Below are 15,034 nucleotides of genomic sequence, written 5' to 3' on the forward strand. Positions count from 1 at the left end.
AATATTTATATCTAATTTTCGATTTGAAAATAAATATAAAATATTTAAGTATTCGCAATCACATGATGAGTAGTTTTAGCAACATTTGAACCTATCCTTGCATTCAGAGTATATTGGAAAAACTATTATCAAACTTTCTCTTATAACAGGTAATACTAACAATGGCTCTGATCCCAAAAAACTATGCACGGTTGGAAAGTGGCTACCGTGAAAAAGCACTGAAAATCTACCCGTGGGTATGTGGACGTTGTGCTCGTGAGTTTGTTTATTCAAATTTACGTGAACTAACCGTTCATCATATTGATCACGACCATACCAATAACCCAGAAGACGGTAGTAACTGGGAGTTATTGTGTCTGTTTTGCCATGATCACGAACACTCTAAATACACAGAAGCAGACCAATACGGCACAACGGTTGTCGCTGGTGAAGATGCGCAAGACGATGTCGGTGCAGCAACCTATAATCCTTTTGCTGATTTAAAGTCGATGCTCAATAAGAAGAAATAGTGAATGCAATGTCTGCTTTAGTGCAAAGCAGACAATCTATCCTATTTTCACGCTCCTATGCACAATGGTGTATACTTACCAACAAGAAATTTGTTCATGGTTAATTAATAATGAAAGAAATCGAAAAAGCAAAAATTAAACTCCTTAGCGACCGTTTAGACCTTATTCGTCACAAGATGGCAAATATCTCTCCGTCAGATGAAGTAGAAAAAGCGGAGAAATACGCAGAGTTTGAGAAAGAAAAAGTAGAACTGGAAGCTGAAATTGCTCATCTGAAAGCAGTACGTAACAATAAACTAAGTAAAGAAGCGCAGAAATTAGAGGATATGCCATTCAAACGCCTCATCACTAAGAAAGAACAGGCTGATATTGGTAAGCTAAAGAAAGCCGTGCGAGGCTTGGTTATTGTCCATCCAATGACGGCATTAGGCCGTGAAATGGGGCTAGAGGGAATGACTGGTTTTTCTAAAACTGATTTCTAGTTAGATAATTAACCCAACTAAAACCTGTAATAATCGACTAATACTGAAAGGTTCTTAATATACTTTTCGTTGTTATGAACCGTCAGTTATCCGCAGTTTTCTTACTACCCCCTGTATATTGTAATACCTCGCAATCATTGAAAAGTTGTAATGTAGAGTATTACGATTAACCTGCCGATTGCCTTCTTTTCGAACTTGTAAGAAAGGTTTACAAGTTGAGTTTTGTACAAGTTTTCCTTCAAAGAAAACATTAATTAGATAATTTATTGGAAAGTGATGAAACCAAAGATGGCGGAAGATCACAGGAGTCGAACCTGCCAAGGACCGCTGGCGGCCCCATCTGGATTTGAAGTCCAGCCGCCCCACCGGGGACGATGATCTTCCATTTTTGAATGGGTCAAAAGGAAATAACGAGATGATTATACGCTGAATTATTTTTAATCCCAAGTGCATCAAATCAATAAAACTCCTTTCAAATAAAATAATCCCGTTTTTGAGTAAAACTTCGGATAATTACCGCGATACTATTGAACTTATACAGTTTCATCCTCATCTTACTATCTATAACGAATAAACTCAGTGGTGTGTTTTACGTCACTGCAAACCAAAATACAGGATGTTTTTTATGTCAAATCCATTACTTAGCACAACGGGATTACCTGCATTTTCCCAGATCAAACCAGAACATGTTGTTCCTGCATTAAAAGAAGTATTAACAACTTACCGTGAAACAGTTGAAAAATTACTGGCTGAAAATACCCAATTTAACTGGGATAACCTTTGTCAGCCATTAGCAGAAGCAGGCGATAAACTTTCTCGTGTTTGGTCTCCAGTCAGTCATTTGAATTCTGTCAAAAATAGCACTGAACTACGTGAAGCGTATGAACAAAGTTTACCATTGCTGTCTGAGTTCAGTACGTGGATGGGGCAACATGAAGGCTTATATCAAGCTTATAAATCAATTAAAGAAAGTGCTGATTTTAATGCATTAACTCAACCACAAAAAAAAGCAATTGAAAACGCATTACGTGACTTTGAATTGTCAGGTATCGGTTTACCCAAAGAGAAACAGCAGCGTTTTGGTGAAATCAGCGCGCGTATGTCTGAGTTAGGCGCTAAATATGGAAATAATGTATTAGATGCAACAATGGGTTGGTCTAAACTAATTACTGATGTAGAAGATTTATCCGGTATGCCTCAAAGTGCTATTGATGCTGCAAAAGCTATTGCACAAGCCAAAGAGCAAGAAGGCTACCTATTAACGCTTGATATGCCAAGCTATCTGCCTGTCATGACATATGCTGATAATCGTGAACTAAGAAAAGAGATGAGTATCGCTTATAGTACGCGAGCCTCCGATCAAGGCCCAAATGCAGGTCAGTGGGATAATAGCGAAATTATCGCTGAAATCCTTGCATTACGCCACGAACTCGCTCAACTCCTTGGTTTCAATAATTATGCTGAAAAGTCACTCGCCACTAAAATGGCAGAGTCTCCAGAACAAGTCCTTAGTTTTTTAACTGACTTAGCACAACGCGCTCACCCACAAGGTAAAGAAGAGTTAGCTGAACTCACACAATTTGCAAAAGAGCACTATGGCGTTGATAAATTAGAATCATGGGATTTGGCTTACTATAGCGAAAAACAGAAACAACATCTGTTCTCAATCGATGATGAGCAACTGCGTCCTTACTTCCCTGAACAACGTGCTTTAAGTGGCTTATTTGAAGTTGTTCATCGTATCTATGGTTTAACTGCTAAAGAACGTAACGACATAGACACTTGGCATGATGATGTTCGTTTCTTTGAGCTTTACGATGACAGTAACACCTTGCGTGGTAGCTTCTATCTTGATTTGTATGCGCGTGAACACAAACGTGGTGGTGCTTGGATGGATGACTGCATGGGAAGAATGCGTCATGCCGATGGCAAGCTACAAAACCCTGTTGCTTATCTCACCTGTAACTTCAATAAGCCTATAGGTGATAAACCAGCACTGTTTACTCATAACGAAGTCACCACACTTTTCCATGAGTTTGGCCATGGCTTACATCATATGTTAACGCAAATTGATACTGCCGATGTTGCAGGCATTAACGGTGTACCATGGGATGCTGTTGAATTACCAAGCCAATTTATGGAAAACTGGTGTTGGGAGCCTGAAGCATTAGCCTTTATTTCTGGCCATTATGAAACTGGCGAACCATTACCACAGGCAATGCTTGATAATATGCTTAAAGCAAAAAATTATCAGTCAGCAATGTTTGTATTACGCCAATTAGAATTTGGTCTGTTTGATTTCCGTTTACATGCTGAATATGATCCCGCTAAGGGAGCTCGTGTGATGGAAACCTTAACTAGTGTGAAAGAGCAAGTTTCTGTTGTTCCTTCAACACCTTGGGCTCGTTTCCCTCATGCCTTTAGCCATATATTTGCAGGTGGTTATGCCGCAGGTTATTACAGCTATTTATGGGCTGATGTGCTTGCAGCTGATGCCTTCTCTCGTTTCTCCGAAGAAGGAATTTTTAACCGCGAAACAGGCCAATCATTCCTAGATAATATTTTAACTCGTGGCGGTTCTGAAGAGCCAATGGAACTGTTTAAACGCTTCCGTGGTCGTGAGCCAAAACTTGATGCTATGCTTAAAGGCTACGGCATTAAAGGATGATATGTGAATATCTGTTTACTTTGTGAAGAAGGCGCTGATAACAGCGCCTTATCAGATTTAGCGCAACGTTGGGGATTAGTTCACGACGAAACGCAAACAATGGCTTTAGTGTTAACGCCGACTCACCTTGAATTACGCAAACAAGATGAACCTAAATTAGGTGGCATCTATGTGGATTTCGTAGAAGGCACCATGGCACATCGTCGTAAATTTGGCGGTGGTCGAGGTGAAGCGGTGGCAAAAGCAGTTGGGATCAAAAAAGACTATCTGCCTGATGTTGTTGATGCAACAGCAGGACTTGGCCGTGATGCATTTGTTTTAGCATCTATTGGTTGCAAAGTCAGAATGGTAGAGCGTCACCCCGTAGTTGCAGCATTACTTGAAGATGGGTTAAAACGTGCTTATCTTGATGCTGACATTGGTGAATGGATGCAAGAAAGAATGACGTTAATTCATGCCTCTTCTGCCCAAGCACTCACTGAGATCACGCCTCCTCCTGATGTTGTCTATCTTGATCCGATGTACCCACATAAAACAAAAAGTGCATTAGTCAAAAAAGAGATGCGAGTGTTCCAATCTTTAGTCGGTGCAGATGAAGATGCAGATGCGCTACTAGAACCTGCAATCACGTTGGCAAAAAAACGTGTTGTCGTAAAACGTCCTGATTATGCTGAGCCATTAAATAATCAGCCTGCACACGCCAATGTAACAACAAAAAATCACCGTTTTGATATTTACCCTTGTGTATAAACACTGACATATAAGGGTAAAAAATTGATTTGAAATCTGACGGGTGTTAAACACCCGTTCAGAATCAGTAAGATTTACAGCACGCCTTGAGCCAGCATTGCATCCGCAACTTTGACAAAGCCCGCAATGTTCGCACCTTGAATATAATTAGTCTGCTTACCTTCACCACCGTAATTCACACAAGCATGGTGAATATCTAACATGATGTGATGTAAACGAGCATCCACTTTTTCTGCTTTCCAGCTTAAACGTGCTGCATTCTGCGCCATCTCTAAACCAGAGGTTGCAACACCGCCCGCATTAGCTGCTTTACCTGGTGCAAAAAGGACACCTGCTTCGATAAAAGCATCTGTTGCTGCAATCGTTGTGGGCATATTCGCACCTTCAGCAACGGCTTTAACACCATTTTTGATCAAGACTTTTGCAGCCTCTAGATCTAATTCATTTTGTGTTGCACAAGGTAGAGCAATATCAACAGGAATAGCCCAAGGTTGTTGCCCTTCAAGATAGGTTAAACCAAACTCTTTGGCATACTCTTCAACACGACCGTAATTATTTTTAATTTCAGTTAGGCGTGTGAGTTTTTCAGTAGTAAATCCGGCTTCATCAACCACAGTACCACCTGAATCCGATGCAGTTATGACTTTAGCGCCTAATTCTAAACATTTTTCGATAGTAAATTGTGCAACATTACCTGCGCCAGAAACCGCCACACGCATCCCCTCAAGAGACATACCATGACGTTTAAGCATCGCATTAGTAAAGTAAACTAAACCATATCCAGTGGCTTCTGGGCGGATTAAACTGCCCCCGAATGAAAGACCTTTTCCTGTAAATACACATTCATTGCTATTAGACAGTTTTTTCATCATGCCTGCCATAAAGCCAACTTCTCGCGCACCTACACCAATATCTCCTGCTGGAACATCTGTGTTAGCCCCTAAATGACGATAAAGTTCAGTCATTAAAGCCTGACAAAAACGCATGACTTCCCCATGACTTTTACCTTTAGGATTAAAGTCAGAGCCACCTTTCGCGCCACCCATTGGTAATGTCGTTAAGGCATTTTTAAATGTTTGTTCAAAACCTAAGAATTTTAGGATAGAGAGATTCACAGAAGGATGAAAACGCATACCACCTTTGTAAGGCCCGATAGCTGAGTTAAATTGGATACGCCATGCACGGTTAACTTGCACTTGCCCTTTATCATCTAACCAACAAACGCGAAACTGAATAATACGTTCAGGCTCAACTAAGCGCTCAAGTAATGATTGTTCACGATATTGTGGATTTTTTTCTAAAAAAGGCCACAAAGTGGTAAAAACTTCACGAACCGCCTGATGATACTCAGGTTGATGAGCGTTATATTTTTCTACCCCTTCTAAAAACGAAGACAATGAGCCAGATATATTCATTCCGCTATTCCTTTTTTGTGTAATGTGATGTTGGCATAACCTCATTTATTCGGAATATTTTTGGGTTTTGTGAGGTTGATGTTGTTTTGCTTCTTGAATATATCATTAAAATACATTCACACTTCAAGACATTTTTTTCATAATTAGACAAAAAAAAAAGGTTGACTCTACTTAACAGCAGGAAAAATAGGAATTTTAGGCAAAAAAATACCTGCATAAGCAGGCATTTTTTTTGCTTAAACAAGCAAGCGATTATTCTTCATCATCTTTCAGAGGAACAATTAACATATCAACATGCACAGTATTAATTAATTGACGTGCTGATGACATCAATTTGCTCCAGAAGTCTTGGTGATGACCGCAAACAACTAAATCCATATCGTATTTTTTAATCGCATCAACCAGAACTTGGCCTAAATCACCGCTACCACTCAAGGTTTCCTGAATTTCATAACCTGATTTATCTGAGAGGTCTTTTAACGCGTTACGGGTTTCATCAGTAATACGTTGTTGCATATCACCGAGGTTGACATCAATTAGACCGGTATAAAGATCAGAATAGTTAACATCAACGTGAATTAAGGAAACTTTGGCATTATAGGGTTTTGCCATAGATACAGCTTTCTGTACTAAGACGTTACTCTCAGGGGATAAATCAACTGCCACTAGAATATGCTTATAAGCCATCGTGAACTCCTTCCATAAGCTGATTAATCGGTTGGAAAGGCGGTTAAGCCTAAATCCTATGTATTAAATATAACGTTTTAAGATGAAAGTTAGATGTCGCCTTGATCACAACTTATGTCAAATTCATCAAGAAAGCATCTATCGATAAATAACAATATACACCATTTTAGATTATCACGATGTCATTCACCGACAATATCATCATAATAATGAGAATTGAGTATAAAAAACAACAAAAACACCCTTTTAGAGTTATTTTTTATCCATTTTTTTGAAAAAGGAAACAACTTGAACACGTCATTTTTGTTTATTGCTTAATTTCACCTAAACTTAAATAAGAGAAAAAATAACCTCTATGGGTAAAGGTTTTCTCATCTCTGAATCTATTATTCTAGGGAGGGGATTATGTTTAATGTCATTGTTATCTTTTGGGCGCTCTGTATTCTTTGCCTGATTAATATGATGCGTTATTTTTCATCTATTCGGGTATTACTCACAATACTGCGCCAATCTGATCCGTTACTCTATCAATCAGTAGATGGTAATGGATTTTTTACTATGCATGGGCAATTTTCAAAACAATTGCGACTTATCCGCTACATCAACCAACGCCAATATACCAACCATCATAATCCTGAAGTGATTATGCGTTGTGAGCGAATTTATCGGCAATTTTATCTTGTTAGCCGTTTTTGTATTTTGGCTGTAGCAAGCTTAATTGCGATGCTTATTTGGTAGGTGACAAAAACAAAAAAACGGTGACTTTTAGTCACCGTTTATAAACAAACTTGGGTAGTTTATTGCTTATCAGCCATTCACAATGAATGTCAGTGATATCCAATAAAGTAAACCTGATAAACCAATGCTAACTGGTAATGTTAAGATCCAAGCCAGTGCAATATTTTTCACCGTCTTCGTTTGAACCCCTCCACCATCAACAATCATTGTACCTGCAACTGCAGATGACAAAACTTGTGTTGTTGATACAGGCATACCCGTATAACTTGCGACACCAATGGACACTGCTGCTGTTACCTGAGCAGAAACCCCTTGAGCATAAGTCATACCTTTTTTACCAATTTTCTCACCAATCGTTACTGCAACACGTTTCCAACCTACCATTGTCCCAATAGAGAGCGCTAATGCCACTGCAACAATGATCCAAATCGGTGCATATTCCACAGTGTTTAGCAGGTCACGACTCAATGTTTTTAAGAACCGTGCATCTTGGGCGCTAGTTTCAGGTAATTTAGCCACTTCTGTTGCGGTATCAGCGATACACATTAGTAATCGACGCATTTGAGCACGCTGGTCTGCTGTTAGTTCATCATAAGAACTAATATTTGCCAGCATTTGTTCTGTTTGATTCAGAACAATTGGCGTTCTCGCGCTGTTACAATGGAAATCAGTATCACTAGGATCAGTTTGTGCTGACACTGCTGGTGTATTTTCGATAGCATGCTGTAATGCTGGCTGATGCTTCTCATAATACTGCTGTAAGTGCACAACGGCATCATGTGTTTTGGTGATATCGTATCCGCTAGCACTCATATTGACGACAAAGCCCGCAGGCGCCACGCCAATTAATACCAACATGATAAGACCGATACCTTTCTGCCCATCATTTGCACCATGAGAAAAACTAACCCCAACCGCAGATAAAATCAGTGCAGTACGAGTCCAAAATGGTGGCTTACGCTTACCATCTTGTTTTTCACGTTCAGCTGGTGTCAGGTGAATACGACGACGTTTTTTCGTACCACTCCAGTAACGGCGTAGTAAGAAAATCATCGCGCCTGCAATAACCAAGCCGATAATCGGAGAAAGAATGAGAGATAGGAAGATACTGATCATTTTTGGAATGTTTAACGCATCAACGATAGACGAATCTGTCACGATAGCATTTGTTAAACCAATACCAATGATAGCACCTATCAGCGTATGTGAACTTGATGCTGGGATGCCGAAATACCATGTACCTAAGTTCCAGATAATAGCGGCTAACAGCAACGAGAAGACCATAGCAAGGCCATGACCTGAGCTCACATTCAGCAGAAGATCTGTCGGTAACAAGTGAACGATAGCATAAGCTACACTCAAACCACCGAGCAAAACTCCAAGGAAGTTAAATACACCCGCCATCACGACCGCAAATTGCGCACGCATAGCACGAGTATAGATAACAGTTGCTACCGCATTTGCGGTATCATGGAAGCCGTTAATAGCTTCATAAAATAGCACAAAAAGCAGTGCTAAAACCAACATTAAACCTGTATGAAATTCTAGGTCAGTAAACAAATGTAGCATAGACGTTAAGCCAGTTAGTTGGACATGAACGCGGCGCATTATCAGCGACAAATGCGAACGGTGGAAGCGAAATTTAACCTTTTTTTGATTTGATAACCAAGAAAATTAGAGTCTTTTTAAGATAATTCCTTATATATCATTTAATTAATAAAAATAAAAAAAAAGTAAATTTCTGACAATTTTTTTCCTTGCTAATACGAATTTAGGTGAAAAATGCAGATTTCTCCATATAATTTTACAAAAATACTCTGATCTTACGCGAAAATCATTGATTAAATAGTCAGAGAAAACCAAGAACGAGACATCATTGTGGGATCATACGATACAGTAATTATAGGTGCAGGTGCCGCGGGGCTTTTTTGTGCGTCTTTAGCAGGACAAGCAGGATTATCTGTTTTAGTGCTAGATAACGGTAAAAAAGCAGGTCGAAAAATTCTTATGTCAGGAGGCGGTCGTTGCAATTTTACCAATATGTATATTGAGCCTTCAGCCTATTTATCAGAGAATCCTCATTTTTGTAAGTCAGCACTTGCTCGCTATACACAATGGGATTTTCTTGAATTAGTGCAAAAACATAACATTGCCTATCATGAGAAAACATTAGGCCAGCTCTTTTGTGATGATTCAGCACAGCAAATTGTGGATTTATTACTTGCTGAGTGTCAAAAAGGGAAAGTAAGTGTTCGCTTACGTAGCGAGGTAACGTTAATCGAGAAAACAGAGGAAGGTTTCACTGTTTTTGTTGATGGGAAAGCGATTGTTACCCCTTCTGTTGTCATTGCCAGCGGTGGGCTTTCTATGCCTGGTTTAGGTGCTACTCCTTTTGGCTATAAAGTCGCAGAACAATTTGGCCTTCCGGTATTACCCACTCGCGCGGGCTTAGTGCCTTTTACACTACATAAACCTCAGCTTGAGCAATTTAGTCAACTATCCGGCGTGGCTGTACCTGCTATTGTGACGGCAAAAAGTGGAATAAGTTTTAAAGAAAATATTCTTTTTACTCATAGAGGTCTTTCAGGCCCTGCTATTCTGCAAATCTCTAGTTATTGGCAATCCGGAGAGTATGTAAGTATTAACTTACTTCCAAATATTGACCTTGAAAGCCTTCTACAAGAAAAACGCCAAGAACACCCAAATCAATCATTAAAAAATACATTATCTCGCTTATTACCAAAGCGTTTTATTGAAATAATGATAGAAAATAAACAGTTACCTGATATTTCCCTCACTCAACTTAGCAACGAACGTATTACTCAAATTGTAGTGTTGCTACAAGAATGGCAAGTTCAGCCTAATGGCACGGAAGGATATCGTACTGCGGAAGTCACTCTAGGTGGCGTAGATACTCGAGCCCTTTCTTCTAAAACGATGGAAGCCACCAAAGTAAAAGGACTCTATTTCATTGGTGAAGTCGTGGATGTAACAGGTTGGTTAGGTGGATATAACTTCCAATGGGCATGGAGCTCAGCCTATGCCTGTGCTCAGAGCCTTATTTCAACACCGAAATCAACTTTTGCTGAGTGATAATAAATAAACGTGCCAATGTTAAAGTTATAAATATTGGTTTTATAATTCTATAAACTTATAAGTCATACATAACAAAACCCAGTTATCATCAATCTATGATAGCTGGATTTTGTTTTATCGCTTAATAGCGACTCAAAATGATTCATATCCCTTCTTTTACTCTGGTTTTATAACGCATTTCTTGTTCTTTTTTCTATGAATAACCTTATAAAAAATATTGTTAACTATTTGGTTATATTACTATTTTAAAAAATTATTAAAATAAAACGATTCGTTAATCAGTAAGTTAAAAGCTTTTCATTGCTTTTTTCGATATTGCTTAAAAAAAAGGCTTTACAAATGATACTGAGAACTATTATCATCAATAACACTTTCAGACGCACCACCTTCAGGGTGATATGAAAGAACGACATTGCTCACATTGCTTCCAGTGTTTTATTTAGCCAGCCGGGTGCTGGCTTTTTTCTTTTCAAAAACTTATTCGATGTTTTTGTTTCCCTTTATTCAAATTATTTGGATCTTCAGGTTAAATTCCTCCGCTTTTCTACTTTGTGCTATTGCGTAAACTGTGTTCAACAACTGATGAGAAGGAAACACATAATGATTTATCTACGCAAAGCAAATGAAAGAGGACACGCTAATCATGGTTGGCTAGATAGCTGGCATACCTTCTCTTTCGCAAACTATTACGATCGTGATTTTATGGGATTTTCTGCATTACGCGTGATTAATGAAGATCGCGTAATACCTGGTGAAGGCTTTGGTACCCACCCTCATAAAGACATGGAAATTTTAACCTATGTGCTTGAAGGTAATATCGAGCACAAAGACAGTATGGGTAATAAAGAAAATGTTCCTGCGGGTGAGTTTCAGATAATGAGTGCAGGTACAGGGATCACCCATTCAGAATATAATCCAAATAGTGATCAAGGGCTGCATTTCTACCAAATTTGGATTATGCCAAATACTGTCGGTATCACACCACGTTACGATCAACGTCGTTTTGATACAACTGTAAGTAAACAGCTTATTTTGTCGCCAGATGCCCGTGATGGCTCTTTAAAAGTATTCCAAGACATGACCTTATGGCGTTGGAACCTGAAAAAAGGCGAAGAAGCACAATATCAAGTAGAAGCGGGACGCAATATTTGGCTGCAAGTTGTAAAAGGAAAAATAGCCATTAATGACATAATTGCGACCACCAGTGATGGTGTAGCTATTGCTGATGAAGATATGATCCATTTTGTTGGTGATGAAGACAGTGAGGTTTTATTGTTTGATTTGCCTCCTGTAAAAGCATAGTTGGGTTATCACCCTCTAAAGCCACTTTTTCTCTAATAGATAGTTTCACTTTATTTCCTTTTTACTCCCTGAAATATTCTCGCATTTCAGGGATTTTTTTTATCTCTAATATCTCAAATAAAAAAACACCAAAATCATATCCTATGAATTTGGTGTTTTTATTAATGCTTTAAAAAATTAACGTTTTGGTCCAACTTTTGTCAGTGCTTGACCTGCTGGAGTATCTGTATATTTATCGAAGTTCTTCACAAAACGATCAGCGAGATCGTCTGCTTTTACATCCCATTGCGCTTTATCAGCATAAGTATCACGAGGATCTAAAATTTCACTGTTAACGCCTGGTAGTGCTGTTGGGATCTCCAAATCAAACACAGGTAATGTTTTCATTGGTGCTTTATCAATGTCACCATTTAAGATCGCATCAATAATAGCGCGAGTATCTTTAATTGAGATACGTTTACCTGTGCCGTTCCAACCGGTATTAACCAGATAGGCTTTTGCACCAGATGCTTGCATACGTTTTACTAATACTTCAGCGTATTGTGTTGGGTGCAGAGATAAGAATGCCGCACCAAAACAAGCTGAGAATGTAGGTGTTGGCTCTGTTACACCACGTTCTGTTCCTGCAAGCTTAGCGGTAAAGCCAGATAAGAAGTGATATTGCGTTTGTTCCGGCGTTAAACGTGAAACAGGAGGTAACACACCAAAAGCATCTGCTGTTAAGAAAATCACTTTCTTAGCGTGACCCGCTTTAGAAACAGGTTTAACAATATTATCGATATGATAAATCGGGTAAGAAACACGGGTATTTTCTGTTTTTGAGCCATCGTCGAAATCAACAGAACCATCCGATAACACAACCACGTTTTCTAATAGTGCGTCACGTTTAATTGCACCATAGATATCAGGCTCTGCTTCTTTTGATAAGTGGATCGTTTTCGCATAACAACCCCCTTCAAAGTTAAACACACCGTCATCGTCCCAACCATGCTCATCATCACCAATTAGCTTACGCTTAGGATCTGTTGAAAGGGTTGTTTTACCTGTACCGGATAAGCCAAAGAAAATAGCCACATCACCACTTTCGCCAACGTTTGCGGAACAGTGCATAGAAGCCATACCTTTAAGAGGAAGGAAGTAGTTCATCATAGAGAACATACCTTTCTTCATCTCGCCACCGTACCAAGTACCCCCGATTAACTGAATGCGTTCAGTTAAATTGAAAGCAACGAAGTTCTCAGAATTAAGTCCTTGTTCCTTCCAATTTGGATTTGTACATTTCGCTCCGTTCATCACAATGAAGTCTGGTGTGAAATTTTCCAGCTCTTCTTGTTCAGGACGAATAAACATATTTTTAACAAAATGGGCTTGCCAAGCAACTTCCGTGATAAAACGTACTTTTAAACGAGTGTCCGCATTCGCACCACAAAATGCATCAACAACAAACAAACGTTTGCCTGATAGCTGATTGGTTACCAATGATTTTAAGTCAGACCACACTTCTTGTGAGAGTGGCTTATTATCATTTTTACCTTTTCCCTGATCAGCCCACCATACCGTGTCACGAGTAACATCATCACGAACAATGTATTTATCTTTCGGAGAACGTCCAGTAAATATACCTGTATCAACGGCAATAGCGCCTAACGAGGTTAATGTGCCTCGTTCATAACCTGTTAATCCAGGCTGGGTTTCTTCATTAAATAACAGCTCATAGCTTGGGTTATAAATGATTTCACTTGTGTCCTTAATACCGTACTGCTGGAGATCCTTAGGGGTAAGACCTTTAACGCTCATAGTTTCGCTCCTGATAAATAGACCTTTCTACGAGCAATATTAGGGTGTTACGAGTAATTAACAGCGATTGTTATCAATATTTTGAAAATTTATAATTTTTTTATGTTAAGAACGAGAGCTAATGCACAAAACTACAGAAAAATTGTTGAATAAAAAAGGACGCAAAATAGCGTCCTTTTGATAAAGTCACCTTGCTAAATCGAATCAGTGCAATTCTGATTCATTTAACTTATTGATATTATTAATATCATTCTCTGTAAAGATATAATGAGTTCCACAATACTCACATTCCATATCGATATTGCCCTGTTCTTGCAACAGGTGGTTCACATCTTCTTTAGACAATGTTACTAATGTATTTTCACAGCGTTCACGCGAACAAGTACAATGAAATTCAACAGCTTGAGGCTCATAAAGAGTAACATCTTCTTCGTGATATAAACGATGTAAGATCTCTTTAGTATCCAGCGTAAATAACTCTTCAGCCTTAATGGTGTGAGTTAATTGTGTAAGTAATTCAAAATGTTCCGCCGTATGTTCTGCCGTGAACTCTTCTGATGCTGGTAATACTTGTAATAACATTCCTGCAGCCGCAGGCTTACCCGCTTGCATACCACTACGAATAAATACGCGAGTTGGTAACTGTTCTGATTGCTTAAAATAGTTATCAATACAAGCTTCAATAGTTTCACCATCAAGGGCAACAATACCTTGATAACGTTCACATTTCTCTGGTGTTACTGTGATGACCATAAAACCATTCCCGATCATCTCTTTTAATGTACTTCCAGCCTTTACATCATCATCCACACGCGCAACACCGCGCATTTGTTGATTGTTATTACCATTGATAACAGCCAATCGTACTGGGCCATCGCCTTGTATTTGAACAGTAATATCTCCTTCAAATTTAAGCGTTGCTGTTAACAAACTCGTTGCCACCAGCAAATCACCTAGAAGACATTGAACTGGCTCAGGATAATGGTGATTTTCAAGCATTGATTGATAGGTTTCAGTCACATTGACCAATTCACCACGTACCGCGTTTTTTTCAAATAAAAAACGTGATAAAGAGTCTTTTTTAGACATAACGTTCTCTCATTTCAGGGAATCGGTTAATCCGATTCTTGTAAATTTGTCTGTTTGAAGCGAAGTAAGGTGCGTCTTTCCTTTTTATCAGGGCGACGTTCAGGATGAGGCATTGTTAACGCATTCATTTTTCTCGCAAGAGCAATTTTTTCTCTTTTCGCAATACTCTCTGGTGTTTCACAATAGAGTGTTTGTGCTTGTGTAGCACCTTGTCGCTGTGAACTCACCATTAGAATGGTTACTGTCCGTTCATCATTACCTTGTCGTAGACGTATTTCTGCGCCTTCTTCAACGATTTTACTTGGCTTGCCTCTCACACCATTGTAATGAACTTTGCCACCTTCAATCATTGTGCGAGCAATGGCACGCGTTTTATAAAAACGCGCAGCCCAGAGCCATTTATCTAAGCGGACACCACTTTCTGGTGATGGTTGACTCATCCCTTTCTCCTTAACTTCAACTTCTTTTATGAAGGCGATAGTGAAAACACATAGCCTTCCA

Annotated in this window: 13 protein-coding genes and 1 tRNA gene; 7 read left to right on the forward strand and 7 right to left on the reverse strand. The window is 39.1% G+C overall.

Features of this window, described 5'->3' with window-relative positions; genetic code table 11:
• The first annotated feature begins 161 nt into the window (after nt 1-161).
• Together yajD and LW139_RS20045 are read left to right on the forward strand one after the other, a co-directional pair.
• On the forward strand, nt 162-509 hold the full coding sequence (yajD, locus tag LW139_RS20040; RefSeq protein ID WP_006534437.1) for an HNH nuclease YajD: 348 nt from the start codon (nt 162-164) through the stop codon (nt 507-509).
• Between the two features lie 110 nt (nt 510-619).
• On the forward strand, nt 620-991 hold the full coding sequence (locus tag LW139_RS20045; protein ID WP_247850436.1) for a YibL family ribosome-associated protein: 372 nt from the start codon (nt 620-622) through the stop codon (nt 989-991).
• Nucleotides 992-1,280: 289 nt separating this feature from the next.
• Here the strand turns inward: LW139_RS20045 and LW139_RS20050 are convergent.
• Nucleotides 1,281-1,375 (reverse strand) — tRNA-Sec (locus tag LW139_RS20050).
• A 241-nt stretch (nt 1,376-1,616) separates the two neighbouring features.
• Here LW139_RS20050 and prlC point away from each other — a divergent pair.
• Both prlC and rsmJ read left to right on the forward strand, forming a co-directional pair.
• On the forward strand, nt 1,617-3,659 hold the full coding sequence (prlC, locus tag LW139_RS20055) for an oligopeptidase A (protein ID WP_247850437.1): 2,043 nt from the start codon (nt 1,617-1,619) through the stop codon (nt 3,657-3,659).
• A gap of 3 nt (nt 3,660-3,662) precedes the next feature.
• A complete protein-coding gene (rsmJ, locus tag LW139_RS20060; protein WP_166540450.1) occupies nt 3,663-4,409 on the forward strand; it encodes a 16S rRNA (guanine(1516)-N(2))-methyltransferase RsmJ in 747 nt (248 codons plus the stop codon).
• Between the two features lie 74 nt (nt 4,410-4,483).
• Here the strand turns inward: rsmJ and gdhA are convergent, their stop codons facing one another.
• Both gdhA and uspA read right to left on the reverse strand, forming a co-directional pair.
• Entirely contained in the window at nt 4,484-5,824 is a 1,341-nt protein-coding gene (gene gdhA / locus LW139_RS20065) for an NADP-specific glutamate dehydrogenase (protein ID WP_166540449.1), read from the reverse strand.
• Nucleotides 5,825-6,076: 252 nt separating this feature from the next.
• Entirely contained in the window at nt 6,077-6,511 is a 435-nt protein-coding gene (gene uspA, locus LW139_RS20070; protein ID WP_072068945.1) for a universal stress protein UspA, read from the reverse strand.
• A 405-nt stretch (nt 6,512-6,916) separates the two neighbouring features.
• Here uspA and uspB point away from each other — a divergent pair, with 405 nt between their 5' ends.
• Nucleotides 6,917-7,249, forward strand: coding sequence for a universal stress protein UspB (gene uspB, locus LW139_RS20075; protein WP_072068946.1), 333 nt, complete (start codon nt 6,917-6,919; stop codon nt 7,247-7,249).
• 69 nt (nt 7,250-7,318) lie between these two features.
• Here the strand turns inward: uspB and pitA are convergent, their stop codons facing one another.
• Nucleotides 7,319-8,818 carry an inorganic phosphate transporter PitA gene (gene pitA, locus LW139_RS20080; RefSeq protein ID WP_109409952.1) on the reverse strand — a complete coding sequence of 500 codons (1,500 nt, stop codon included), beginning with the start codon at nt 8,816-8,818 and terminating at the stop codon, nt 7,319-7,321.
• 309 nt (nt 8,819-9,127) lie between these two features.
• On the opposite strand from pitA, the gene LW139_RS20085 reads away from it, so the two are divergent.
• Complete coding sequence (locus LW139_RS20085; protein ID WP_166540448.1) at nt 9,128-10,342, forward strand: NAD(P)/FAD-dependent oxidoreductase; 1,215 nt, start codon at nt 9,128-9,130, stop codon at nt 10,340-10,342.
• Between the two features lie 603 nt (nt 10,343-10,945).
• Nucleotides 10,946-11,647, forward strand: coding sequence for a pirin family protein (locus LW139_RS20090; protein WP_166540447.1), 702 nt, complete (start codon nt 10,946-10,948; stop codon nt 11,645-11,647).
• 177 nt (nt 11,648-11,824) lie between these two features.
• Here the strand turns inward: LW139_RS20090 and pckA are convergent, their stop codons facing one another.
• From pckA to hslR, 3 genes are all read right to left on the reverse strand, one after another.
• Nucleotides 11,825-13,444, reverse strand: a complete 1,620-nt coding sequence (pckA, locus tag LW139_RS20095; protein WP_109409949.1) for a phosphoenolpyruvate carboxykinase (ATP) — start codon at nt 13,442-13,444, stop codon at nt 11,825-11,827.
• 204 nt (nt 13,445-13,648) lie between these two features.
• Complete coding sequence (gene hslO, locus LW139_RS20100; RefSeq protein WP_166540446.1) at nt 13,649-14,533, reverse strand: Hsp33 family molecular chaperone HslO; 885 nt, start codon at nt 14,531-14,533, stop codon at nt 13,649-13,651.
• Between the two features lie 26 nt (nt 14,534-14,559).
• Nucleotides 14,560-14,973, reverse strand: a complete 414-nt coding sequence (gene hslR / locus LW139_RS20105; RefSeq protein WP_109409947.1) for a ribosome-associated heat shock protein Hsp15 — start codon at nt 14,971-14,973, stop codon at nt 14,560-14,562.
• Nucleotides 14,974-15,034: the final 61 nt, after the last annotated feature.

Source organism: Proteus vulgaris (assembly GCF_023100685.1).
Taxonomy (GTDB): domain Bacteria; phylum Pseudomonadota; class Gammaproteobacteria; order Enterobacterales; family Enterobacteriaceae; genus Proteus.